The sequence below is a fragment of the Actinomyces sp. 565 genome, assembly GCF_010365615.1.
Lineage (GTDB): Bacteria > Actinomycetota > Actinomycetes > Actinomycetales > Actinomycetaceae > Actinomyces.
On record NZ_PIZD01000022.1, the window covers coordinates 160153 to 183603 of the forward strand.

The following is a 23451-nucleotide window of genomic DNA, read 5'->3' on the forward strand; positions in this document are numbered from 1 at the left end:
TACATGACCACTTGCTAGCATGCGGTTCACAACTCGCCCGGCGAGTGCATGGGTACGTCCCGTTAGCATGACACCATGACCACACCCACCTATCTCCTCGTCGACGGGGAGAACATTGACGCCACTCTCGGTATGAGCGTGCTCGGACGCCGTCCCGATCCCGACGAACGGCCCCGGTGGGACCGCGTGCTGTCCTTCTGCGACGATCTCGCCGATGAGAAGGCCGACGGATCCGAGACCCGCGCCCTGTTCTTCCTCAATGCCACCTCCGGGCACATGCCCATGGGCTTCGTCCAGGCCCTGCTTGCGATGGACTACCGCCCGATCCCCCTGGCCGGCTCCGGCAGCCAGGAGGAGAAGGTCGTCGACATCGGTATTCAGCGGACCCTGGAGGCACTGGCGAAGCGGGTCGAGGAGGGCGAGGCGATTCACGTCCTGCTCGGCTCGCACGACGGCGACTACATCCCCCAGGTCGAGCGCCTCCTGGATGCCGGCGCCCAGGTCGACGTGCTGTGCTTCCGGGAGTTCCTCAACGCCCAGTTCGCCTCACTGGAGTCGCGCGGGCTGACCGTGTACGACCTGGAGACCGACGTGGACGCCTTCACCATCGCCCTGCCGCGCGTCCGCATCATCCCGCTGACCGAGTTCGACCCGCTCAAGTTCATCTGAGGCCCGGCGACTGCGTCGGCATCGGACACCCCCCTGGCCAACCGCCACCGTCGGCGGCAGGCGGGGCGGGGGCGTTACCCCGTCCCGCCGCACCGGCCCGCCCCCGCGGCAACGGCTCGCCCGGTCTCGCCGCGCCGGCCGCACCGTCCCCCACACCGGCCCGCCCCCGCGGCGCCGGCGAGCTCCCGGAGAAATACATTCCCCACTCCCACCCAGGGTTCAGCAGACTCCCAGACTCGCCGTGCACAGTGGCGGCATGGACCGAACCCACGATTCTCAGCAGACGTCTTATGAAGCTCGCCTCCTCGTGGTGGACGACGAGCCGAATATCCGCGACCTGCTCGCATCATCGCTGCGCTTCGCCGGCTTCGAGGTACTTACGGCAGCGGACGGGAACGGCGCTCTGCGCGGCGCCGAGGACGCCGACCCCGACCTGATCGTGCTGGACGTCATGCTGCCGGACATGGACGGGTTCACGGTCGCCCGGCGCCTGCGCGAGCGCGACGTGACCATCCCGATCCTGTTTCTGACCGCCCGCGACGACATGGCGGACAAGGTGCAGGGCCTGACCGTAGGCGGCGACGACTACGTCACCAAGCCCTTCGGCCTGGAGGAGGTCGTGGCCCGCATCCGCGCCATCCTGCGCCGCACCCGCGCCCTGGAGGGCGAGGACGACGGCATGGTGCGGGTGGCCGACCTGGTCCTGGATGAGGACGCCCACGAGGTGCACCGGGCCGGCGTCGAGGTGGACCTGTCCCCCACCGAGTTCAAGCTGCTGCGCTACCTGATGCTCAACGCCGGCCGCGTGGTGTCCAAGTCGCAAATCCTGGACCACGTGTGGGAGTACGACTGGAACGGTGACGCCGCCATCGTCGAGTCCTACATCTCCTACCTGCGCCGCAAGGTGGACCAGATCTCCGGCGCCGACGGGAACCCGGTTGCCCCGCTGATCCAGACGCGCCGCGGCGTCGGCTACATGCTGCGCGAACCCAAGGCGAGCTGAGCGTGCGCGCCACCGTGAGGAACACGGTGCGCCGCCCACCCCGGGGACGCCAGTACCGGCCGATTAAACGCGGCCGCTGGCACCTGCTGACCGCCTGCAAGCGGGCTTGGCGCACCCAGCCGCTGCGCACCCGCCTGGCGCTGCTCACCACCGGCCTGCTGACCGTCGGGCTGTTCGCGTCGTCGCTGTCAGTAACCTCGCTGCTTGAGAACCACCTGGTCGGCCAGGTGGACGCCCAGCTGCGCAACACCGCGCAGGCCATCGGCACCCAGGGGCTGACCGCACTCAGCTCCAGCCGCATCAACAGCTCCGACGCCAGCTCCTCCATGCCGTCCACCTACTATGTGGAGGCACAGTACCTGGATGGCAAGACCGGCCAAATGGTCTCCTCGGACACCGCCAACAAGTACGGGGTCCCAGCGATCGGAATACTGTCGGTGGACGACGCCGTCGCGCAGGCCTCCGACCCCAGGCTGTTCACCGTCGAGTCGAACCAGCTGAACCACCCGTGGCGGGTCATCATCCTGCCGATCGATGACCGCACCTCCGGGGAGCACGTCGGCGTGGTTGCGATCGCCCTACCGCTGAGCGACGTCATGGAGACGGTTGAGCAGACCAGACTGGCGGTGGCCCTGACCGACGTCTCGCTGATTCTGCTGGGAGCCATGGCCGCCACCTACCTGGTGCGCCGCTCGTTCCGCACGCTGCGGCAGATCGAGGGCGTGGCCGGGCAGATCGCCAGCGGCGACCTGTCCGCACGTGTTCCCGTGACCGAGCCGCCGACTACGGAGGTCGGCTCCTTGCAGCGGGCACTGAACACCATGCTGCAGCAGAACGAGCAGGCCTTCGACGTCCAGGTAGTCGCCCAGGAGCGCATGACCCGCTTCGTCTCCGACGCCTCGCACGAGCTGCGTACGCCCCTGTCCGCCATTCGCGGCTACGGCGAGCTGTACCGCATGGGCGGGGTGCCGCCGGAGCGGACCGCGGAGGTGATGGGCCGGATCGAGTCGGAGGCATCCCGCATGGGTCGGCTGGTGGACGACCTGCTGCAGCTGGCCCGGATGGATGAGGGCCGGGAGATGAGCATGGCCCCCGTGGACCTGACCCAGATCGCCGCCGGGGCGCTGACGGACATGATGGTGCTGGCCCCGGACCGCGACTGCGCCCTCATTCCGCTAGGCGACGCCGCTGGCGCCGACAACGAGGTCGAGCCCGCCATGGTGCTGGGCGACCGGGACCGCCTGTCCCAGGTACTGACTAACCTGCTGGGCAACGTCACCCGGCACACGCCTGAGGGCACGCCGGTGGAGATCGCCGTCGGCACCGTGCCGCACCCCGCGGGCGCAGGCGCGCCGGGGGCGCCGAGCGTTGTAGTCGAGGTGCGCGACCACGGGCCGGGCGTCGCCCCGGCCGACGCGAAGAAGGTCTTCCAGCGCTTCTACCGGGCCGATACCTCCCGCAACCGCAAGACCGGAGGCTCTGGGCTGGGACTGTCGATTGTGGCGGCCATCATCGCCCGCCACCGCGGCACCGTGCGGATGGACCAGACGCCGGGGGGCGGCGCCACCGTACACATCGAGCTGCCCGCCCTCGTGACCCCGGTGGACAAGGCCACCCCCACACCCGACGCCCAGTAATCCCGCCGAGATCGCTAGACGTTACATGCCGAGTTCGGTAGACGTTACGTGCCGAGTTCGGTCGCGCGGCGACCTCCCTGGCATGCGCGTAGCCGCGAAAGGTGGTGGGTAGAACACCCCGTGGGCTTCAAGTTCGCCGCCAGTAGTCCTACGATGGCTGCGTTTCATCTCATCTCGGAGGCTTTCTCATGAGCCCTATGGACGTGGTTGACGCCCCCCAGTGGCTGCTTCCCGCTTTCGTCCGCTGTACCAAAGCGGTCGGCGCCACGGCACCGGTGGAGCAGATTCGCTCTGCCGGAGAGGAGCTCGTCTCCCGCTGGACGACCCCGGACCGGCACTTCCACAATCTCAAGCACGTCATCAACATGCTGGCGCGCGTCGATGAGCTTGCCGATGAGTCCCACAACCCCGACGTGATGCGCCTGGCAACCTGGTACCACGGCTGCGTCTTCTCCACCGCCAGCGAATCCACCTACCGACGCAACGGCGGCGAGGACGAGGTCGCCTCCGCCGCCTACGCGGCCAAGAGCCTGCAGTCGCTCGGCGTGCCCGACAAGACGGTGGACCGTGTGTGCGCGCTGATCCTGAACCTCAAGCGCCACAACCTGGCGAGTAACGACATTGACGCCCAGGCCCTCAACGATGCCGATCTAGGGGCGCTTGCGGTAGAGCCGCAGCAGTACAAGAGCTACCGGATGGGTGTGCGCCAGGAGTACGCGCACATCCCCCTGGAGGACTACCTGCGGGCGCGCCTGGCGATCATTACCCGGCTGCTGGACCGCGAGTCACTGTTCTCCTCCCCGCTCGGCGCCCGTTGGGAACTGCCTGCGCGCGAGAACCTGGAGGCGGAGAAGCAGCACTTGGAGGACAAGCTGGCGCGCTTGCCCCAGGCCGATGCCGCCGAGTGCTCTTGCTGCCGGGCCGCACAGCCTGCTGCCCCCGAGGCCGGGGCGGACGGCGCAGCAGCTGCCGAGCAGGGCGCCGTCGTCGGCGCACCTTCGGAGCCGGCGGGCACGGGAGCCACCGCGCCGGGGGAATCCCCCGCTGGTGCTGACGGCGCCCAGCAACCGCCTGCTCACAGGGAAACGGATCCCTGGATCGGTGGCCTGGAGGCCGCGGGTGAGGAGGACGAGGTGCGACACGCCGTCCCGTCGGCGATACGGACCTCCCCCGTGTCCGCACCGACACCCACCGAGGCTGCGCGCGCACGCCGCTCCCGTACGGTGGAGGACTCCGACGATGCGCACACGACGTCCCTGGAGTCGTGCGCCGATGAGCTGGACCAGCTGTTGTCCAAGCCACGTCCGGGCGAGGAGGGCCCCACGGATCGCGCCAGCGCGGCGGAGGCGGAGCGCGCCAAGCTCGCCGAGAAGCTACGCGCCAAGTGCGAGGAGGCCAAGGCCCTGCGGGAGGCGCGCACAGGCGAGTTCGCCGCCATCACCGAGCCGATACTCGGCTCCTCCGCAGACTGACGCCGCGGGACCATGCCGTCTGCCACTGTCGGCCGCAACCCCGATTCACGACCGAACCGATGACCTGTGAAGTCCGGCCGCATTCGTGCTTTTTCCTCGGTCCCAAGTGCCCCTTCAGGATCGGCGCAGCGCGTCCACCGCCTCGAGCTGCGACACAACGCGAGCAGCCATGAGTCCTCCCGCAATGCCAGCCGTTATCCCGATCAGAGGCCCAGCTCCGAGGACCGCCGGGGTCATGACCGGCGTCCAGTCGTGCACGGCACTGACGATGACGATTACGAGCACGCCAATTGATTCGCCCGTAAGAGCGCCCACTCCTCCCAGCAGCGCCGCCTCGATCACAACCTGTAGATGGATGTGACGCACACGCGCCCCCAGCGCGCGCCTGAGCCCTATTTCCGCGGCCCTTTCATTGACCGAGGACAGTGTGGCGGTACCGATCGCAAGCGCCGAGATCACAAGGATCACGACGGCGACGGCGAGGAGTAGTCCGCTGATGGAGTCCTCTACGCCCTCTGTGGCCCGCGACCAGTCCTGGGGCGCGGTAACCGTGAACAACGACGGCGCGTCCGGGCGCAGGGCGTAGCGAACCTGGCGGGCAATGAGGTCCGCCGCGCCGACGTCGGTGCGGATCGTCATTTGAGCGGGGTGCTGGGTGGTTGGTGGCCCGAATAGATTCAGGGCCGTCTGGTTCGGAATGATGATGGCGGTGTTGAGCTGTGGGACGGCCTCGCTTTTGCCCAGAACACCGATGATTGTGAAGTGCTCACCGTTGATGCTGATTGTGGCGGGCAGCCGCAGGTCGGCTATCCCGAGCTTGTCGGCCGCGCGCTCGCCGAGGATCGCGGTACGCGCACCAGAGGCGACGAGGAAGCCCGTGAACCCGATGCCGTCCGCACGCACCGAGGGCGCCAGGTCGTTCACGCTGGCGTCGGCGGCATATACGGCGAGGGAGTCGGCGAGGTTCTGTGTAGATGAGGATGTGCGCACGTCCAGGTCGAGGGCATTGGCGTCGAGCTGCCAATACAGTGAGGCCGACTGCACGCCGTTAAGCGCGGTGACGGCATCGGCGCCATCCACGGGGAAGCCCATCGGGTCGGCGTCGGTCATCTGCTCAGGGTCCATCCGGACGGTCACCAGGGTGGTCTGCAGAAGGGAGAAGCCGACGTTGATCTGGCCTGCCGCCGTCTGCGAGATCCCAATGAGAGCAACGAGGCTGGCGACTCCAATGAGGGTGGAGGCCAGAGTGAGTAATGAGCGCCCGGGCCCGCCGGAGACCGAGGCAAGGGCCTCGCGCACAATGTCAATGAACGCGGCGCGGCCGGGGGCAATACGGCGTCTCATGCGAGCCCCTCCGTGAGAGCGCCGTCCCTGACCCGCAGCACACGGGGCGCCCGTGAAGCGTGCTCCTCATTGTGAGTGACCATGATGATCGTGGTCCCAGACTCGTTGAGGGAGGCAAAGACGTCGAGGACGCCTTGGGCGTGGGAGGAGTCGAGGTTGCCCGTCGGCTCGTCACTCAGCACGAGGGGCGGATGGGTGCAGACAGCTCTGGCGATCGCCACACGTTGCTGCTCGCCGCCGGAGAGTTCGTTGGGCAGTGCGTCCGCCTTGTGCGCCATACCGACACGTTCAAGCGCCGCCATGGCGCTGTCCCGACGCACCGACCGGGGGATGCCGGCATACAGGCCGGCCAGGGCGACGTTGTCAAGCGCGGTGCGCTCACCGATGAGGTGGAACGCCTGGAATACGAAGCCGATGCTCTTCGAGCGCAGGGCCGCGAGGTGCGCGTCGTCCAATGAGGTGGTATCCGTCCCGTCCAGCAGGTAGCGCCCGGAGGTCGGCCGGTCAAGCGTGCCGAGAATATTAAGGAGAGTTGACTTTCCGGACCCGGAGGCGCCGACAACGGCCACAAGCTCCCCACGGGCCACCGTCGTCGTCACATTGTCTAGGGCGAGGGTAGGGACCCTGCCGGAATAGAGGCGGCTGACGCCCTCCAGTTGAATGAGCGGCCGTTCCGCGCCCCTCGGCTCATCCGGGGCGGTTGCGGCGGGTGAAGCGCCGACCCTCACGGCGTCATCACTGTCCTCCCACGATGACAACGCTATCCCGGGTGATCGCGTCAGGGTCGTTCGGCCGGATTTCGACGTAGCCGTCGGCCTCAAGGCCAACGGTGACCTCTACACGGGTCAGCGTATCCGTGCCGGTGAGGGTTATGACCGTCGTCGTCCCGTCCGCGCGTTCAGAAACCGCCCCGATCGGAACGCACAGGACGCTTGTGCCGGTGCTCTCACGGATAAGACGGGCGGTTACCGTCCCGGCTAGGGCGGCGGGGTCCAGGTCCGTGTCGCAGCCGACCGTCACCTGCGTGCGTCCGGAGTCGGCGGCGTCCAGCGCGGTGACGCTGCAGGCCGCACCGTCACCGAGCGCATCGACATTCGCCGTCGCACCGACGCGCAGTTCGGCCGCCTGACCTGCCACGGTTTTGCCGCGCAGCACCAGGTCTCCCGATCCGAGGGAGACAACCGCCTGCTGGGCCTCCCGTCCAACCTGCCCCGATACGGACAGGACGGTCGCGCTGCCTTCGGGAACGAACACAACTTCGGAGCGCGGCAGGACGACGCCGATGCGAGCCTCGGTATCGGCCAGGTCGGCCTGCGCATCGGCGAGTTCTGCCCGCGCCGTGGTCAATGACGTCGAGTCTGCGCTGGTGGGGCCTTCCTCCTGCTCCGCCGCGGTAACGGCATCCTGCGCCTGCCTAACGGCCGCTCGCGCATTCCGCAGGGCCTTGGCGTCCTCCCCGCTGCCGCCGTCCGTCGACGCCGCCGTGTACCCCAGATAGCTGTACAACTGCGACACGGCGGCGCTGGTGGCAGAACCGTAGGTTCCATCGACCGCGGAGTCCGAAAGCAGCCCCTGGGCGACGAGCGCCTGCTGAAGCTGGGTCACGTCGGGCCCGCTCGCGCCGGGCGCCAAGTCCCGATACGACGGGATGTCCCCCTTGAGCGCAATGATCGGCCGACCGGAGAGCTCGAGAACGACCGCCCCTGCCGACACCGTGTCTCCAACACTCACCGGGACCTTGGTGACGACTGCCGTCGTGGAGCCGTTTCCACTCGTTGCCCCGGCTCCCGCATCATCATCACTTTCCTTATCGCTGTCGCCGCCCTGCTGCGCCTGCCCGTTGGGGCCGACGCTAATGGTCTGCTCGGAAACAAGCTCAGTGTCAATCTCGAAGGAGTCCACCAGCACCCGCTCGTCGACGTCGGCCGTAATGAGCGACGGGGTCGGGGCCTCGGCGCTGGCGGCAAGGTCAGCCGGGGACTTGAGCAGGAGGCCGGTGGCTATTCCCGCTGTACCGCTCACGAGGGCGACAACAACGAGGACAACGAGCCAGTGCCGCCGCGGCCACGAGCGGTGCATTCCATCACGAGCAGATACGGCACCGTCGGTGTCTTCAGCCTCTTCGGTCCCGCGATGTCCGGATGCCTCGGTCGCGGTCACGAGCCCAGGACCTCTTGGGCACGTTCGTATATCTGGGAGGACAGCCGTTTGATCGTGTCCATCGTCGCCTGGTTGTCAGTGACGGCCTGCGTCTCATAACGGTTGATCACACCGGTCAGTGTCGTGGCGAAGGAGGTATCCGCCTTGCATTCGGCGTCGGCAACCGCCGTCTCCCGTTCTTCTGCGCTCGGGGTCCCCTGTGAGCCATCCAGGTATTTGCTGGCGAGCGACCGGGGATCGTCGGCGTCATAGCCCTTTCGGGACATGCACGCGGACCAGTCCGCAAAGAGCTGGACCGCTTCGGGATCCGCCACGGCGGACTCGTTGGCCGTGGCCCGCGCAGTATCGTAAGTGGCGATCTGCGAGTACCACTCGTCGTCGTAGCCGAGTTCGGCATATGCCAGATCGTCGCAACCGGTGTTCTCGTCGTTGACGAGTGCGTCGATGTAGCCCGGCTGCTGCTCGGCGGAGGAAGTCGCTGCGCCTGGGGCCCCGCTGTCTTCTTCGGGCTCCGCATGGTAGCCGTTGCGCCGAGCCTGATCCAGATCTATCGGCCCCCATGTGGCGCCGTCCAATCCTGCGGTGGAGTCGCTAACGCCGCTCATGGTCTCGTTGATGTCCTCGGAGTACTCGAAGCCCTTCCCCGCCATGCACTGCGTCGTCAATTGGATGCGCGCCTGCTCGACGGTGCGCAGCTGTTCGGCGTCGAGGAAGTAGTCGTCGAAGGGGGAGCGGGAATCGGCGGTTGTTGCGCCCGTTGTCGCCACTGCGGTGGGTTCACTCCCGGGCCCGGACCTCCCGTAGACGTCCTGTGCGGACAGCCCCTCGTCCGAGGCTTCCTGCCCGCAGCCAGCCGGGAGTACCAGGCCCGTGGCCACCAGGGCGCCGAGCAGCGCCCTGGTGGCCACCGTGAGAAATCGAGTGCGCGTCACGCTGGAGACTCCTGCGGACGACGGTCAGCAACCGTGCCTAGGCTCTGCATTAGTGCGCATGTACCGGTGCAGGGAGTAACCCTTGACTCCCGTCCTAAGGTTCCGGTGATAATACCAGTCGCCGTTGTTTTCATGAAAGTTCCAGTCATAGCAGTAGACATTCGCCCCCTGCCCCTTGTAGCCGGAACCGACAACGACTGAGTTATATCCGGTGCGGTTACGGATGTTGACCCCATTGGCGGTGTAGTCACCTCGTACCGCCCAGGCCGAGGCCGGAGTTGCCACCAGGGTGACGACGAGTACTAGGGAGACGACCAGACGCTTCAGGACGGATCGCAAGGTACGGGACAAGGGCATCGTTATGCTCTTATCTTTCTCAGGGGGCATCAAGCAGCAACAAGACCACCGTCATTCTGTCTGCGGGAGTTTGCCGCTGAGGATCAGTATGCACAAGCATCAATATGCGCGTCAAGTCACCGACGAGACTCATCTCAGGTGCCCGCGTAAGCAGTAGCTCGGTGAGGACCCTCACTCCACCAGTATCCACAGGCACGGTTCCTGCAGGGTGAATCCACAGGGCTCGACGGCGGTGGATGCGGACGTCTCGACTCAATCCCTACGGTGATTTCAGGCGCCGCGGCCGCGGCACCGCCCACATGTCCGAGCCACAGGGACTCCGGACCATCTCACCGAAAGGCTCCCACTATGCCCGTCTTCGCCGTTGACACCCAGGCCGTCACCGACACGGCCACACGCGCCCGCACCCGCATCTCCACCATCCAGACCGAGGTGGACGGGATGAAGGGCGACATCGCGCTGCTCCAGTCCTCCTGGACAGGCGGCGCCTCCGACTCCATGGCCGCGTGCGCCGCCGACTGGCACGTCACCGCCCTGCAGGTGCAGGCGAGCCTGGATTCGATCAGCCAGGCCCTGGACCAGTCCGCCACCTCCTACGACGACGCCGAGACTGCCAACTCCGGTCGCTTCACCTACCAGACCCCGCCCGCCTGAGCGGCGCGCCCGACGACGGCGGGTGGCCCCCTCCCCCGCAAGCGGGAGGGCGGCCCGCCGCCGTCGTCGTGATGGGACCGGGGTCCTGTCTAGCGGCTTCGCGGAGGCACGTCAGCAGGTACGGCCGGACGTGTCCGGGCGACGCGGGCCTACACACCACGCAGGGGATTGAACTCGCGGCGGCGCACGGGCTGCGGACCGTCGGGGTAGCGCCCGCATCGCAGGGCCACGCACACCCCCAGGAACAAAGCCAACAACGCAAGTCCACCGGTGAAGGCGCCCCAGTTGCCGAGCAGGAGCAGCAGCCCGATCACCGCCAGGCGCCCCAGGTTGTTGATCCGGGCCCCATCGGCGTCACCCGCGCCACCGATGCGAGCGAGCGCCAGCACCTGCCACAGCACTCCGCCGCCGACCAGCAGACTCGCCGCCCACAGGGGACCGCCCGAGACCCGCAGGAGCCCTCCAAGCCCTACCAGCAGGAAGGGCGGCACCTCCGCGAGTACTCGCCCGGCAAGGGCGTTGGCATCCGTCCGACTCATACGCCCATCCAATACCGCGTCGATGTCGTCGGCAAGGGTGAGCTGGGAGCCGCCATCGACCCGTCACTGAACGCCTGAGTGGCACGGCTTCGCGCAAACGACAGGCGGGCCGCCTCCTGCGCTTGCAAGAGACGGCCCGCCGTCTTCGTGATGGGGCCGGGGCCCGCCAGGCAGCCGCGCGGGGCGCGCCTACCGGCGAACTGCGTCGGCCGAACCGACCGGGTGACCGATCAGTACATGCCACCCATCTCGTCACCGGCGCCCGCAGCGGCGGCCGGGGCCGGGGGCTCCGGCTTGTCGGCGACGACGGCCTCGGTGGTCAGGAACAGGCCCGCGATGGACGCCGCATTCTGCAGCGCGGAGCGGGTGACCTTGACCGGGTCGGCGATGCCGGCGGCCAGCAGGTTGGTGTACTCGCCGGTCGCGGCGTTCAGGCCCTCACCGGTAGGCAGGTTGCGCACGCGCTCGGCCACAACGCCGCCCTCAAGGCCGGCGTTAACGGCGATCTGCTTGAGCGGGGCCTCCAGGGCGACGCGCACGATCGCGGCGCCGGTGGCCTCGTCGTCGGACAGCTCCAGGGCGTCCAGGGCAGTGGCGGCCTGCAGCAGCGAGACGCCACCACCGGCGACGATGCCCTCCTCGACGGCGGCCTTGGCGTTGCGCACGGCGTCCTCGATGCGGTGCTTGCGCTCCTTGAGCTCCACCTCGGTGGCGGCACCGGACTTCAGGACGGCCACACCACCGGCCAGCTTGGCCAGGCGCTCGGACAGCTTCTCGCGGTCGTACTCGGAGTCGGAGTTCTCGATCTCGTTGCGGATCTGAGCGACGCGGGCGTCAATGGCGTCCTTGTCCCCGGCGCCGTCGACGATCGTGGTCTCGTCCTTGGTGACGACCACCTTGCGGGCCTGGCCCAGGTCCTCCAGGGTGGCGTTCTCCAGCTTCAGACCCACGGTCTCGGAGATGACGGTGCCGCCGGTGAGGATGGCCATGTCCTGCAGCATCGCCTTGCGGCGGTCGCCGAAGCCGGGGGCCTTGACGGCCACGGACTTGAAGGTGCCGCGGATGCGGTTGACCACCAGGGTGGCCAGGGCCTCGGCCTCGACGTCCTCGGCGACGATCGCCAGCGGCTTGCCGGACTGCATGACCTTCTCCAGCAGGGGCAGCAGGTCCTTGACGTTGGAGATCTTGGACTCGACCAGCAGGACGTAGGCGTCCTCCAGGACGGCCTCCTGACGGTCGGCGTCGGTGACGAAGTAGGGGGAGATGTAGCCCTTGTCGAAGCGCATACCCTCGGTGACCTCGAGCTCAAGGCCGAAGGTGTTGGACTCCTCCACGGTGATGACGCCGTCGTGGCCGACCTTCTCCAGGGCCTCGGCGATCATGGCGCCGATCTGCTCGTCGGCGGCGGAGATCGAGGCGGTCGCCGCGATCTCGTCCTGGGTCTCGACCTCCTTGGAGTCGGCCAGCAGGCGCTCGACGACGGCGGCTACGGCCTTGTCGATGCCGCGGCGCACGGCGATGGGGTTGGCGCCGGCGGCTACGTTGCGCAGGCCCTCGCGCACGAGCGCCTGGGCCAGGACGGTTGCGGTGGTGGTGCCGTCACCGGCGACGTCGTCGGTCTTCTTGGCGACCTCCTTGACCAGCTCGGCGCCGATCTTCTCGTAGGGGTCCTCGAGCTCGATCTCCTTGGCGATGGTCACACCGTCGTTGGTGATGGTCGGGGCGCCCCACTTCTTGTCGAGGACGACGTTGCGGCCCTTGGGGCCGAGGGTGACCTTGACGGTGTCGGCGAGGGTGTTCAGGCCCCGCTCCATTCCGCGGCGGGCCTCCTCGTCGAAGGCGATGATCTTGGGCATTGCTGCTCCTGTATTGGGTGGTGGCCGACTGGTGCCCGCGACGGACGGGACGGCACCGGACGTTCATGTCCCGCCCGACGCCGACCCTCACCTACCGGCCTGGGTCGTTCACCGGAACCGGGGAGCGGCTTTGTCACTCTCCGGGTCCGAGTGCTAACCGCAATGCTGGCACTCTCGACCCTTGAGTGCAAGGCGCTCAGGTTCGCCGTCGGCCCGAAACGGGGTGTGAAAGAACTCTCCGTACGTCACAAGTGCCGGTCTCGGCGTGTCACTTGTGCCGGTCTCAGCAGCCATATCTACCGACCGCGGCGGGTCAGTTTTGCCGGTCGCGGCGGGGAGGGTCACTCCTGGTAGTCGCTGCGCAGCACGACCACGATCGGGTTGGACTGGGCCTCCTCGGCGGACTCCACCACTTCACCCGACCCGAGCGCGTCGGCGACCGCTTGGGCAGTGGCCGCCAGCTCGGCGGAGGCATAGTAAATGGTCGTAACAGTCGGCTCTTCCATGGTGTAGACACCCTGGGACACCGTCACAGAGGTGAAGCCGACATTGCCCAGCTTGTCACCGGTGCGGGTGGCCAGCCCAGTGGTGTCGGTGCCGTTGTGCACCGTTATCCCCGTGGTGAAATCGGTGCTGCCAGTGGCCTCGGCGCTCGCCTCCGAACTGGCCTCGGCGCTGGCCTCCGGGGCGCCCCGCTGCCCGTCGGCAGACGCCTGCGCCGTCGCAGCGCCGCCCGAGGCCGCGGCCGTGGACTCCCTTCCCCCGGTCGCGTGCCTGCCCAGCAGACCGACCACGCCCCAGGCCAGCAGCGGCACGATGATGAGGATGGCCAGCAGCGGGATCCAGCTGCGCCAGGCGGGAACTTGGGCGCGATGCACCCCGACGGGCACCGGACCGTCGTCGTCGGCGTCGAACTCGTCGTCGGGGTAGTCGTAGCGGCTCACACGGTGAGGATACCGGCAGGACGCCGCTAAAGCGGCAGATGCGCGCCGACACCCCGAGCCCGGGCCCGCCGATTAGGCTCTGGGTGTGACCGAACCGAAGCCACTGTCCGAGCTCATCCACCCCTCCTGGGCCCAGGCCCTGGCCCCCGTGGAGCCGGCGATCCACGAGATCGGCGCCCGGCTGCGCGAGGAAGTCGCGGCCGGCCGCGGCTACCTGCCCGCGGGAACTGACGTGCTGCGCGCCTTCACCTACCCGCTTGACGATGTCAAGGTGCTGATCGTCGGCCAGGACCCCTACCCCACGCCGGGCCACCCGATGGGGCTGAGCTTCTCGGTGCAGCCGGGCGTGCGCCCGCCCCGCAGCCTGGAGAACATCTACACCGAGCTGGTCAGTGACCTGGGCGTCGCGCGCCCCACCTCCGGCGACCTGACCCCGTGGTCGCTTCAGGGGGTGATGCTGCTCAACCGGGTGCTCACCGTGCGGCCGGGCGCGCCGGCGTCGCACCGGGGCTGGGGCTGGGAGACGGTTACGCAGCGCGCGATTGAGGCACTGGTGGCGCGGCAGCGGCCGCTGGTGGCGATCCTGTGGGGACGCCCGGCCCAGTCCCTGTCCCCCATGCTGGGGGCGACGCCGATCATCGCCTCTCCGCACCCCTCACCGCTGAGTGCCTCTCGCGGCTTCTTCGGCTCCCACCCCTTCTCCAGGGCCAACGCAGAGCTGGAACGCATGGGGGCGACGCCGGTCGACTGGCGCCTGCCCTGAGCCCCGCGGGCCGCCGGTCACTCCCCGACGGCGTGCAGGTGCATGCGCACACCGGGCCCGATCTCACCGGACGCGGCCAGCTCCTCCAGGTCGGCGGCGGAGCGGACCTCAGCCGCCGGCACGAATCCCGTGACGGTGGCGACCCCTAGGTCCAGGAACAGCGGATGCATGGGGGTGGAGGGGCCCACGAGCACCGTATGTGCCCCGCCGCCAACCGCCAGGTCGACCAGCCGCGGCATGGTCTTGTTGACCAGGCTTGAGGAGGAGATGAACACGTAGTCGGCCTGTGGCAGCAGGTACTCGCAGGCGGTGTCCGGGTAGTCGCCGGGCCGGGGATCGCGTTCCAGCGTCCACAGTTCGCCCGCCCGCCACAGCACGCGGCGGGCGAAGGGGAAGTGACCGATGACCGCCACTTTCAGGCCGGCGACGGCGTCTTGATACGGGTCGAATACCTGCCCCCAGGTGAGTCCGTCACCGGTGGGAACGAAGCCGTGAGAGGCGGCGACCTCGGGGCGCGAGTACCAGGAGTTGATGGCGGCCAGCCCGACACTCGCCTCGGCGAGGTTCCAGCTCCTGGCCAGGGCGGCGACGTCGCGCAGGGGCCGGCCGACGTCGGGGATGTCGGCGGAGGCGGCCGGACGCGATACCGCCTTCAGCGACCAGGCGGAGCCCAGCCCGTCGGCGGAGTTGAGCACGCGGGTCCAACACGGGCCGCGGCGGGATGCCGCGACGGTTACGCCGTCGGGGAGGTCATCGATAAGGGCCTCATAGACTTCCCAGGGGCTGGCCACCGCGGTTCTCCTTAAGGTCGACGGGGCCCGGCCGCAAGCCGAGCCGTATTCAGGCAAGGCTCACCTTATCGCCGCGCGTTCCGGTTCGGCAGGCGGGTCTCAGCAGGCGGCCCACTGCGCGGAAAAACATGGAGCCGCGTGTCGGACTCGAACCGACGACCTGCTGTTTACAAGACAGCTGCTCTACCAACTGAGCTAACGCGGCATGCGGGGTGAGCTTACCCGGTCCCGCCCGGAACGCCCACAACTGCTCCGCACGGCACCGGACACGACCCTGCGCGGGCATTGCCGGGACGGCAGTAACTACTGCGGCTACTGCGCGGAGGAACCGGAGCCTCCCCGGATGCGGTCGGTGATGCCGGTCTCCGTGGCGATATCGGTCAGCTCAAGCTTCTCGCTTCCCAGGGCGACTGTCGGCGTGCCGGTGATCGCGGCCTCCGCGAAGGTCTTGTCACACAGGTCGAGCCAGGCGCCATAGGTGTTCGCCGTGATGGCGGAGGCGATCTGCTCGACGACGGCATCGCCGACGCCCGCCTCTGTCGCAGCCTGCGTGACCGACTCGGCGTTGATGGCCGAGAAGTCCCCGCGGGCGTAGATCTCTGAGAATCGAGTCATGACCGCATGGTGGAAGGCGAACGCGGAGGTCGGCTCCTGATCCAGGACCACGCCCATGGCATTGCACACCATGTCACTCCAGCTGTTCCCGAGGGACCGCGAAGTGTGCAGCACCAGGTTGATCGTGCCGTCACCCAGTAGCGTCTCGATCTCCGTCTTGTGGAGTTCCTCGAAGTTGGCACAGTGGTGGCAGGAGTAGTCAAAGTAGATGTGCAGGTTCTGGGCGCCGTCCGTGCTAGTGCCGGGCTGGAGGTCGGAACCGAAGACGAGTGACCCGTCGGCACGAATGGTTGCCGGAATTCCGTCACCGCTGGCAAGGTCCGTCACGATCTTCCCACCCAGGGCTTCCTCATCGCGCCCGGCGATCACTACCGCGGCCACGGTTCCGGCTACGGCCAGCCCGCCTACGCCCAGGAAGCTGCGGCGCGTGATCCGGGCGCGGCGCTCCCGGCGCTCCTGCTCTTCACGCAGTGCCCGCGCCTTGGCACGGGCCGCCTCTCGACGCTCGGCCTTGGTGGGACGGGGCTGATTAGAGGCCACGAATAACTCCTCGACTGGATCCTTCGGTGCGGTGCCGCCGCGAACCCTGCGGCGCCGACCAGCTTAAGCATTGTGCCTTGGAGCAGGCGGAAAGGCACGTCCCTGGGGCTGCGGCCTGCCTCACGCCACCGACAGGCGCACCCGCAGCACCCCGGCACAGGGGAACCAGAAGGAAGGCCAGATAACTAGATGGAGGGCTAGATGAAGTCGAAGGGCGTCATGCGGGCGAGCGGCACCGCCCCCATGACGAACAGGAGCACCACGCCCAGGGCGATCGCCGCGAATACCGCGGCGCCGATCAGCCGATTCGAGCGACTGCTGAGCAGCACGTCGATCATGCGGGCGCCGCCCCGGCGGGTAGGCGCCCCCCAGGGAATGAACCAGGACACCAGCATGTATGCGGCACTGGCGGGCACGAGGCAGAAGCCCACCCGGTGGTAGTCGCTCCACGAGGCCAGCACGGTGGCGCTGTCCGCCGGGCCGAATCCGAGTGCGTTGCCGGTGACGGAGAAGATCACTACGGCCACCAGCGCACCAACGGCGCAGGACGCTGCGGCCGCCGCCAGGGACCGCACCAGGTACCACGGCATTGACGCCCACATGCGCGAGTTGTCGGTGCCGGACACGTAGCCGTTCCTCAGACGGCGCCACCGACGGGCGTCATCCGCCCGCCCCACGGTGCCGGCAATCACGACCAGCAGGGAGAACGCCAGCCCAATCCACCCCGGAATGGGCAGCGACAACGCCACCAGCATCAGGAAGAAGACGGCTGCGACCGACCGGTGCCGCCTGGGCTCGAGCGCCCATTCGGGGACGGCCCCCGGCTGCGGGCTCGGCTGCACCTGCGGCGGGCTCGGCTGCACCTGGGGCGGCCTTACCGCTACCGCGCCCGAGTCCGCCTCTTGCCGGACGGGCACCGCACCGGTGCCCGGCGTGTACGACGGCGGCACCGCCCGGTCCACCGGGCCGGAGGTGACTGCGACGGCGTGCGGGGCAGGGCGCACAGCCCCCGCCGCGGAGGCGGAGGCCTCCACGCCGGCGGTGTCGGGCTGCGATGCCGGGGCGGAGAGGAATCCATATGCGCCTGGAGGGGCGGAGGACACCACCCCGTACCCGGAGGCCGTGCCGGCTGAGCTCTCTGAGCTCGCGGCGGTCACCGCTGCGGCGGCCGTCGGGCTGCTGGGGAGCGAGGGACCGGCGGGCCTGACCGGCGCGCCGTACCCCGGGCCCGCTACGGCCCCGTAGGTTCCGGTCGTGGTGTCCGACTCGTCCACCGCCGTATCCGGCACCGCCCGCGACAAGGCGTTCTCCCCGGTGCCGCCGTCGGCGATCTCATCAAGAACCTCCAGCAGCTCCGGCACGGACAGGCGGTCGGCGACGTCGGGCGCCAGCGCCAGCTTGAAGGCACGGGCGAGGGCGGGGTGCGTCTCCTCCAGGTCCCCCAGCTCCGGGGTGCCGGCATAGACCCGGCGGAACACCGCCTGCCAAGGGCCGGCGCCGAAGGGCGAGCGGCCCGTGATGGCGAACAGGATCACGCCCGCGCAGGCGTACCAGTCCACGTCCGGGGTGGGCTCACCGCCGTCGAGCATCTCGGGCGGGATGAAGCCGGGAGTGCCGGTGACCTGACCGGTCTGGGTGAGGCGGACGTCGTCGGCCACCTGCGCGATACCGAAGTCGATCAGCACCGGCCCCTGCATCCCGAGCATCACGTTGGAGGGCTTCAGGTCGCGGTGAATCACGCCGGCGGCGTGCACGGCGGACAAGGAGTCGACCAGGCCGTGCGCGAGATCGGACAGGTCACGGATGTCGGTGTCCAGCCGGTAGACGCCCTCGTGGTCGACTTCGCTTTGCAGGGTGGGCCCGTCCACGAGCTCGGTGATGACGAAGGTGACGCCGGCGCCATCCGCGCCGTCGCCGGTCTCAATGTCGAGGATGCGGGCCACGCGGGAGTCCTTGACCCGGGCGAGCACGGCGGCCTCACGGTCCAGCCGCTTGCGGGCCATCGGGTCGGCCGCGATCTGCGGGTGGAGGATCTTCATGGCCACGTGCCGACCGTCTGCGTCAACGGCCTCCCAGACCACTCCCATGCCGCCCGCACCCAGGCGGCGCAGGAGCCGGTAACCGCCGACGTCGGCTCCCGCGCGCAGTCCTGCCAGGGAGGCGGGCGTTGCGCTGTCGGGGCTGTGCGTCATGGCGCCACAGTACCGGCAGCCGCCACAACCACCACGGACGTGAGGGGATTCACAGCCCTTTCAGAGTTTTCTGAGCTGCCGCGGGCTACCTGGAGTGCGCCGTCGTATGACAGAGTTGGTCCTGCCCGGGGGCAAACCGCTCCCGGCCCGTGTCAATGCGGACACGCATCGGCACCTTTCACCACGGATCGTCCGGCACGTACCTGCCGGTGAAGGGATACCCCTTATGGCAACTGTCACTTTTGATCATGCCACCCGTATCTACCCGGGGAACGACACCCCGTCGGTGGACAGCCTGAACCTTGAGATCGCCGACGGCGAGTTCCTGGTTCTCGTAGGCCCCTCGGGCTGCGGAAAGTCGACCTCCCTGCGCATGCTCGCAGGGCTCGAGGACGTCAACTCCGGCCGCATCCTCATCGGCGACCGCGACGTGACCGACGTCCAGCCCAAGGACCGTGACATCGCCATGGTCTTCCAGAACTACGCCCTGTACCCGCACATGTCTGTGCACGACAACATGGGCTTCGCCCTCAAGATCGCCGGTACTCCCAAGGATGAGATCGACCGGCGCGTCAAGGAGGCCGCCAAGATCCTCGGCCTGACCGAGTACCTGGACCGCAAGCCGAAGGCACTGTCCGGTGGTCAGCGCCAGCGTGTGGCCATGGGCCGCGCCATCGTGCGCAAGCCCAAGGTCTTCCTGATGGACGAGCCGCTGTCCAACCTGGACGCCAAGCTGCGCGTGCAGACGCGTACGCAGATCGCGTCCCTGCAGCGCTCGCTCGGCGTCACCACCGTCTACGTCACCCACGACCAGACGGAGGCGCTGACCATGGGTGACCGCATCGCGGTCCTCAAGGACGGCGTGCTCCAGCAGGTCGGCACTCCGCGCGAGATGTACGACAAGCCGGCCAACGACTTCGTGGCGGGCTTCATCGGCTCCCCCGCCATGAACCTGGGCCGGTTCACGGTCAGCGACGGCGTTGCCTCCATCGGCGCCGCGCGCGTCCCGCTATCCCGGGCCACGCTCGACGCCCTCGTCCCGGAGGACAACAACAAGGTCGTCATCGGCTTCCGCCCCGAGTCCCTCGAGGTTGTCTCCGCTGAGGACCAGCACTCCATCCCGGTGCGCCTGTCCTTCGTTGAGGAGCTGGGCAGCGACGCCTACATCTACGGCGAGCTGGTCGGCGCCGAGGGCTCAGAGGACAAGCTCGGTTCCGGCGAGGACTCCAGCCAGATCATCGTCCGCGTGCCTCCGCGTACCGCGCCGGAGCCTGGTGAGACGGTGTACGTGCGCATCAAGCCGGGCGAGGAGCACATCTTCTCCGCCTCCACCGGCAAGCGTCTGCCCGCCTGAGCCGGCCCGGCCGCCTGCGGGTTGCGTTCGCGTCCGCAGGCGCGGGAAGACCAACCGGTTGGGCCCCGTTCCTCCGCGCGAGGGGCGGGGTCCAACCGCTCCGGCACCGTCCGACCCGCCTGCCTTCCCTGACGGGGCGGTTTTCAACGAAACCACATGTATCGTTCGCCATGATCCGATGACCACAAGGCGAGCGGCCTCGCCTGCAACGACCCGGCGCCGTCGCGGAGCGCTCCACGGCGGACCTGAGAGAATGCGCTCATGCCCCAGTCCATGCAGATCACTGCGGCCACGATTGACCCGGCGCTGCTTGATCTCCCGTGGGAAATCCCATTGGAGGAGTGGCCGACCGACGTGCTTGCCGCCCTCCCGCGGGGGCTGTCGCGCCACATTGTGCGCTTCGTGAACCTGTCCGAGCGGGTCATCGCCGTCAAGGAGATCGGCGAGGAGGTCGCTTACCGCGAGTACGAGCTGCTGCGGGACCTGGTCAGGCTCGGGGCGCCCTGCGTGACGCCGACGGCGGTCATCACCGGACGCAAGGGCCTGGACGGCTCCATCCTCAACTCGGTGCTGGTCACCGAGCACCTGTCCTACTCGCTGCCCTACCGGGCGCTGTTCAGCCAGTACATGCGCCCGGAGACCGCCACCCGCCTGATTGACGCCCTCGCCGTACTGCTGGTGCGCCTGCACCTACTGGGCTTCTACTGGGGGGACGTGTCCTTGTCCAACACGCTTTTCCGCCGTGATGCGGGCGCGTTTGCCGCCTATCTGGTGGACGCCGAGACCGGTGAGCTGCACACCGAGGGCCTGACCGAGGGCAAGCGGTTGTACGACATCGATATCGCCCGCACAAACATCATCGGCGAGCTCATGGACTTGCAGGCCGGCGCCCTGCTGGAGCCCAGCGTGGACACCATTGAGGTGGGTGACCGGATCGTCAGCCGGTACACGGAGCTGTGGGACGTGCTGACTGCGGAGGAGGCCTTTGACCTGGGTGAGCGGTGGCGAGTGCGCTCACGCATTGAGAAGCTGAACAAGTTGGGATTCGACGTCGGCGAGCTGACCATGAAGACCGAGGCGGACGGCTCCGGCACGCGCATGGTCATTCAGCCGAAGGTTGTGGACGCCGGCTACTACCACCGCCGGATCATGCGTCTGACCGGTCTGGATGTACAGGAGCGCCAGGGTCAGCGGATGCTCAACGACCTGGAGACCTTCCGTACGGTCACCGGCCGTAAGGATGAGCCTGTGGAGCAGGTGGCGCACGCCTGGTTGTCGGAGGTGTTCGAACCCACTATCTCCGCCGTCCCGATGGAACTACGGCGCAAGCTGGAGCCGGCGGAGATCTTCCACGAGGTGCTCGAGCACCGCTGGTACATGTCCGAGCAGAGCAGGCGCGATGTCACCACCGAGGAGGCCGTGGCGGACTACGTCAACACGGTTCTGCCGCAGCGCCCGGACGAGCAGGCGTACCTGTCGCTGGGCGACACCCAGGAGATGGAGGCCATCTTCAGCGACGACGAGCCCGTGCCCGCCGACGACGAGGAGTTCGCCGCCCTCGACGAGGCCACCGCCGCCGCCTTCGAGCTCAACCCCATGGGCTTCACCGCCGGCATGAAGTTCAAGGGCGAGTAGCGCCCCGGAAACCATCGACGAGCGCGCAGCATCGTCGGCATTATTGACATCAAGGACCCTGACCATGGGATGGCTAGAGACTCAGCCCATGCGCCGCTTCGAGGTGGCGGCGCCGCCGCGGGACGCAGTGCGCTTCGTCATTGATCAGCTGAGGCCGCGGGGCTTCTCCCTGGAGACCTGGGACCTGGACTCCGTGCTGGCCGCACGAGGGCCGTGGACCGGCGTGGTCCTGCGCGAGGGCAGTGAGGCCGGAAGCTTTTTGGCGGAGTACCTTGCCGAGGCATTTCCGTTCGCGCTCATTCTCCCCTGGGTACGCCGCCAGCACGGGCGCGTGCGCCTGGCGGTGCTGGCCCGCCCACTGCGCGACCGCGCGGCCAGCGAACTCATCTGCTGGCACTTCTCCCGCAATTCCGGAACCCCGTGGAACCGTCCCAAGCACTTCACCATTGACGTTATGGAGGGCTTGACCGAGCCCCTGCACGCAGCGGGCCTGCTGCTGGCGGGGCCGGCCAAGCCATCCAACTGGAACACCTGGAAGACTCTTCCCACCGATCACCCGCTGCATCCTAAGCAGTGGCGCGCCATCAGCGGGGAGGCGCGGCGTCGCGGCCGTCGGCGTCGGGATGGCGCGTAGCCAGCGCGCCGTCGCGGATCACGTTGCAAGCCGCCCTTCTCGACCAGGTGCGCCACCACGCGGCCGGTGAGTAGCGCCAAGTGTCCAGATTGATGACAAACGACGCTCAGCCCGCGATCCGCGCTGCATGAAACGGCGCAATTCCAACAACCCGTGAGCTCACCCCTGGGTGTCGGCAAGGCGTTTGTCATCGATTTTGACACTGTACCGAGGGCTCCATAAGGCTTCTGCCGAATCACGGCCTTGGTGCCCCGCAACAGCCTCCCAGCTGCACGCGCACGCCGGTGAGCACTCCGACGTCGTCAGCCGCCAGCACCAGCGCGCACAGAAAAGCCGCCATGGTGTGCGACCAGTAGGGCACGCGCATGCACGCGCTCGCCCCGCGGATACGCGCGGCGCACCGCCTAGTGGTGCGCCTCCCAACCCGCGGCACCGGCGACCAGCGACAGCAGGCCGTCGGCAGTTTCGAATACGGCACGCGCTACCTCACCGGGACTGCCGTCACGCACCTCCACGGCGATAACCACCGAACGCGATGAGACCTCACCGCGCACCGGCAGTCGCTCCGCAATATGAGTGGCGAGGGAATGGTCGTAGGCGACCCGCTCCGAGGGCAGTCTCAGCGCCAGCCCCTGAAACGTGAACGGTCCGGCGTCCCGGCAGGCGGCGTAGGCGCATTCGCAGATCAGGCTGGTGGTGGCGGGTGTCAGCTCCCGCGACACCCCCACCTGGAACCAGCCGACGGCGCCGTCATCGACGAAGTCGTCGGCTGCGCCGCGTGGCGGGTCCCACCGGCCCTCCTCAATAGCCAGGCCCACACAGTCGGCCGGAGGCACCAGGTTCAGACCCCTGATCGCCGCCTCGCCGATCAGGGCACCGTAGGCTACGTCGTCAGAACGGTTGGCCGCCCCGGCCGCTGTGCCCTCGCGGTGCCCGAGCACGCCGATCTCGAGTGTCAATAGCGACGAGTGGTTTACGGTTTGCAAATTAAAGTCCTTGTTGCCGCAACCACTTTATTTGGAATGTCGATTTGACTCTCATTTGGTAATCTGATCGACAGTTGGTCATCGCCAGCGGTCAGCTGAAATGCGCCGCCGGGATCCAGCGGCAAAGAAGTACTGACATCGTCATCAATGCAGACAGCCGAATCACCGGTGGACTCGACACTTAGAAGTTCTTCTCCCGGAGCGTTTTCGTTCGACGCCGCAAGAATGTAGTCCTGTGCAGAATTCAGTTGACTGTCGGTTGACGAGTCCGCAGCACTCGCGGCCGAATGCAACGACAAAAACACGAGGGCAAGAGATACCGCAGTTGACATCACCGCACTGCGATGCATGCGGTCCTCCTAAAGGATTAGGGC

The 23451-nt window shown here is 68.0% G+C and carries 21 protein-coding genes and 1 tRNA gene; 9 read left to right on the forward strand and 13 right to left on the reverse strand.

All coding sequences use genetic code 11. The features are described 5' to 3' along the window. The first annotated feature begins 75 nt into the window (after positions 1–75). The 4 genes from GZ997_RS04745 (at position 76) to GZ997_RS04760 (ending at position 4781) form a co-directional block, all read left to right on the forward strand. A complete protein-coding gene (locus GZ997_RS04745) occupies positions 76–669 on the forward strand; it encodes an NYN domain-containing protein (protein WP_161924998.1) in 594 nt (197 codons plus the stop codon). 256 nt (positions 670–925) lie between these two features. After that, positions 926–1672: a response regulator transcription factor gene (locus tag GZ997_RS04750; RefSeq protein WP_161924999.1), complete on the forward strand. Its 747-nt coding sequence runs from the start codon at positions 926–928 to the stop codon at positions 1670–1672. A gap of 86 nt (positions 1673–1758) precedes the next feature. Then, complete coding sequence (locus GZ997_RS04755; protein WP_162679077.1) at positions 1759–3309, forward strand: HAMP domain-containing sensor histidine kinase; 1551 nt, start codon at positions 1759–1761, stop codon at positions 3307–3309. Positions 3310–3506: 197 nt separating this feature from the next. After that, positions 3507–4781 carry a hypothetical protein gene (locus tag GZ997_RS04760; RefSeq protein ID WP_161925488.1) on the forward strand — a complete coding sequence of 425 codons (1275 nt, stop codon included), beginning with the start codon at positions 3507–3509 and terminating at the stop codon, positions 4779–4781. Positions 4782–4895: 114 nt separating this feature from the next. Here the strand turns inward: GZ997_RS04760 and GZ997_RS04765 are convergent, their stop codons facing one another. From GZ997_RS04765 to GZ997_RS04780, 4 genes are all read right to left on the reverse strand, one after another. Continuing rightward, on the reverse strand, positions 4896–6125 hold the full coding sequence (locus tag GZ997_RS04765; protein ID WP_162679042.1) for an ABC transporter permease: 1230 nt from the start codon (positions 6123–6125) through the stop codon (positions 4896–4898). Then, complete coding sequence (locus tag GZ997_RS04770; RefSeq protein ID WP_343212274.1) at positions 6122–6724, reverse strand: ABC transporter ATP-binding protein; 603 nt, start codon at positions 6722–6724, stop codon at positions 6122–6124. Before GZ997_RS04770 ends, GZ997_RS04765 begins: the two co-directional genes overlap by 4 nt. 136 nt (positions 6725–6860) lie before the next feature. Beyond that, positions 6861–8147, reverse strand: coding sequence for a peptidoglycan-binding domain-containing protein (locus GZ997_RS04775; RefSeq protein WP_162679044.1), 1287 nt, complete (start codon positions 8145–8147; stop codon positions 6861–6863). Positions 8148–8281: 134 nt separating this feature from the next. Continuing rightward, positions 8282–9217 carry a hypothetical protein gene (locus GZ997_RS04780; protein WP_162679045.1) on the reverse strand — a complete coding sequence of 312 codons (936 nt, stop codon included), beginning with the start codon at positions 9215–9217 and terminating at the stop codon, positions 8282–8284. Between the two features lie 705 nt (positions 9218–9922). Between GZ997_RS04780 and GZ997_RS04785 the strand changes: the two genes are divergently transcribed. Further along, positions 9923–10228, forward strand: coding sequence for a WXG100 family type VII secretion target (locus GZ997_RS04785; protein ID WP_161925006.1), 306 nt, complete (start codon positions 9923–9925; stop codon positions 10226–10228). A 149-nt stretch (positions 10229–10377) separates the two neighbouring features. Here GZ997_RS04785 and GZ997_RS04790 read toward each other — a convergent pair whose 3' ends face one another. The 3 genes from GZ997_RS04790 to GZ997_RS04800 form a co-directional block, all read right to left on the reverse strand. Then, positions 10378–10767 (reverse strand): hypothetical protein, encoded by a 390-nt coding sequence (locus tag GZ997_RS04790; RefSeq protein WP_162678951.1) that lies wholly within the window; start codon positions 10765–10767, stop codon positions 10378–10380. A 230-nt stretch (positions 10768–10997) separates the two neighbouring features. Next, positions 10998–12623, reverse strand: a complete 1626-nt coding sequence (groL, locus tag GZ997_RS04795) for a chaperonin GroEL (protein ID WP_161925007.1) — start codon at positions 12621–12623, stop codon at positions 10998–11000. A 341-nt stretch (positions 12624–12964) separates the two neighbouring features. Then, the gene (locus tag GZ997_RS04800) at positions 12965–13567 is read right to left on the reverse strand and encodes a LytR C-terminal domain-containing protein (RefSeq protein WP_162679046.1); all 603 of its coding nucleotides are present in this window, start codon (positions 13565–13567) and stop codon (positions 12965–12967) included. A gap of 85 nt (positions 13568–13652) precedes the next feature. Here GZ997_RS04800 and GZ997_RS04805 point away from each other — a divergent pair, with 85 nt between their 5' ends. Beyond that, complete coding sequence (locus tag GZ997_RS04805) at positions 13653–14330, forward strand: uracil-DNA glycosylase (RefSeq protein ID WP_162679047.1); 678 nt, start codon at positions 13653–13655, stop codon at positions 14328–14330. Between the two features lie 17 nt (positions 14331–14347). Here the strand turns inward: GZ997_RS04805 and GZ997_RS04810 are convergent, their stop codons facing one another. The 4 genes from GZ997_RS04810 to GZ997_RS04825 all read right to left on the reverse strand — a co-directional run bounded on the left by GZ997_RS04810 (position 14348) and on the right by GZ997_RS04825 (position 18468). Beyond that, positions 14348–15121, reverse strand: coding sequence for a DUF364 domain-containing protein (locus GZ997_RS04810; RefSeq protein ID WP_162679048.1), 774 nt, complete (start codon positions 15119–15121; stop codon positions 14348–14350). A 129-nt stretch (positions 15122–15250) separates the two neighbouring features. Next, positions 15251–15326 (reverse strand) — tRNA-Thr (locus GZ997_RS04815). A 107-nt stretch (positions 15327–15433) separates the two neighbouring features. Further along, complete coding sequence (locus GZ997_RS13025; RefSeq protein WP_161925072.1) at positions 15434–16276, reverse strand: thioredoxin domain-containing protein; 843 nt, start codon at positions 16274–16276, stop codon at positions 15434–15436. Positions 16277–16473: 197 nt separating this feature from the next. Continuing rightward, positions 16474–18468: a serine/threonine-protein kinase gene (locus GZ997_RS04825; protein WP_162679049.1), complete on the reverse strand. Its 1995-nt coding sequence runs from the start codon at positions 18466–18468 to the stop codon at positions 16474–16476. A 226-nt stretch (positions 18469–18694) separates the two neighbouring features. On the opposite strand from GZ997_RS04825, the gene ugpC reads away from it, so the two are divergent. From ugpC to GZ997_RS04840, 3 genes are all read left to right on the forward strand, one after another. After that, a complete protein-coding gene (gene ugpC, locus GZ997_RS04830) occupies positions 18695–19822 on the forward strand; it encodes a sn-glycerol-3-phosphate ABC transporter ATP-binding protein UgpC (protein ID WP_161925073.1) in 1128 nt (375 codons plus the stop codon). 261 nt (positions 19823–20083) lie between these two features. After that, positions 20084–21457, forward strand: a complete 1374-nt coding sequence (locus GZ997_RS04835) for a DUF4032 domain-containing protein (RefSeq protein WP_161925074.1) — start codon at positions 20084–20086, stop codon at positions 21455–21457. A gap of 88 nt (positions 21458–21545) precedes the next feature. After that, entirely contained in the window at positions 21546–22091 is a 546-nt protein-coding gene (locus GZ997_RS04840; protein ID WP_162679050.1) for a hypothetical protein, read from the forward strand. Positions 22092–22495: 404 nt separating this feature from the next. On the opposite strand, the gene GZ997_RS04845 is transcribed toward GZ997_RS04840, so the two are convergent. Beyond that, complete coding sequence (locus GZ997_RS04845) at positions 22496–23050, reverse strand: hypothetical protein (protein ID WP_162679051.1); 555 nt, start codon at positions 23048–23050, stop codon at positions 22496–22498. A 14-nt stretch (positions 23051–23064) separates the two neighbouring features. Beyond that, complete coding sequence (locus GZ997_RS04850) at positions 23065–23427, reverse strand: hypothetical protein (RefSeq protein ID WP_162679052.1); 363 nt, start codon at positions 23425–23427, stop codon at positions 23065–23067. Between the last annotated feature and the right edge of the window lie 24 nt (positions 23428–23451).

Excerpts from the sequence above, each read along its gene's own strand:
- ugpC (WP_161925073.1), top strand. The coding sequence starts at position 18,695 with ATGGCAACTGTCACTTTTGATCATGCCACCCGTATCTACCCGGGGAAC.
- GZ997_RS04765 (WP_162679042.1), bottom strand. The coding sequence starts at position 6,125 with ATGAGACGCCGTATTGCCCCCGGCCGCGCCGCGTTCATTGACATTGTG.
- GZ997_RS04760 (WP_161925488.1), top strand. The coding sequence starts at position 3,507 with ATGGACGTGGTTGACGCCCCCCAGTGGCTGCTTCCCGCTTTCGTCCGC.
- GZ997_RS04850 (WP_162679052.1), bottom strand. The coding sequence starts at position 23,427 with ATGCATCGCAGTGCGGTGATGTCAACTGCGGTATCTCTTGCCCTCGTG.
- GZ997_RS04825 (WP_162679049.1), bottom strand. The coding sequence starts at position 18,468 with ATGACGCACAGCCCCGACAGCGCAACGCCCGCCTCCCTGGCAGGACTG.
- GZ997_RS04790 (WP_162678951.1), bottom strand. The coding sequence starts at position 10,767 with ATGAGTCGGACGGATGCCAACGCCCTTGCCGGGCGAGTACTCGCGGAG.
- GZ997_RS04785 (WP_161925006.1), top strand. The coding sequence starts at position 9,923 with ATGCCCGTCTTCGCCGTTGACACCCAGGCCGTCACCGACACGGCCACA.
- groL (WP_161925007.1), bottom strand. The coding sequence starts at position 12,623 with ATGCCCAAGATCATCGCCTTCGACGAGGAGGCCCGCCGCGGAATGGAG.
- GZ997_RS04835 (WP_161925074.1), top strand. The coding sequence starts at position 20,084 with ATGCCCCAGTCCATGCAGATCACTGCGGCCACGATTGACCCGGCGCTG.
- GZ997_RS04840 (WP_162679050.1), top strand. The coding sequence starts at position 21,546 with ATGCGCCGCTTCGAGGTGGCGGCGCCGCCGCGGGACGCAGTGCGCTTC.
- GZ997_RS04750 (WP_161924999.1), top strand. The coding sequence starts at position 926 with ATGGACCGAACCCACGATTCTCAGCAGACGTCTTATGAAGCTCGCCTC.
- GZ997_RS04745 (WP_161924998.1), top strand. The coding sequence starts at position 76 with ATGACCACACCCACCTATCTCCTCGTCGACGGGGAGAACATTGACGCC.